Raw genomic sequence first — 283 nt, forward strand, 5'->3', positions numbered from 1 at the left:
GCTGGCGCAGATGGTCGGCGCGGGCGCACTCGTCGCGCTGCTGCTCGGCGTCGACAGCCAGGCGGCGAAGAACATCACGATCGTCTCCGTCGGCGTGCTGATGATCTTCTACGTCGTCGTCGGCGGCATGAAGGGCACCACGTGGGTGCAGATCGTCAAAGCCGTGCTGCTGATGTTCGGCACGCTGCTCATCAGCGTGCTCGTGCTCGCCAAGTTCGGCTTCAACCTCTCCGATCTGCTCGGCACCGCCGCCGACGCGAGCGGCAAGGGCCAGGCCTTCCTC

Annotated in this window: 1 protein-coding gene; it reads left to right on the forward strand. The window is 66.4% G+C overall.

Going from position 1 to position 283, the window contains the following annotated elements; genetic code table 11:
* On the forward strand, positions 1 to 283 hold a 283-nt coding region (locus D9V41_RS17480), incomplete at both ends, for a sodium:solute symporter family transporter (RefSeq protein WP_424922817.1).

Source organism: Aeromicrobium phragmitis (assembly GCF_003674095.1).
GTDB lineage: Bacteria > Actinomycetota > Actinomycetes > Propionibacteriales > Nocardioidaceae > Aeromicrobium > Aeromicrobium phragmitis.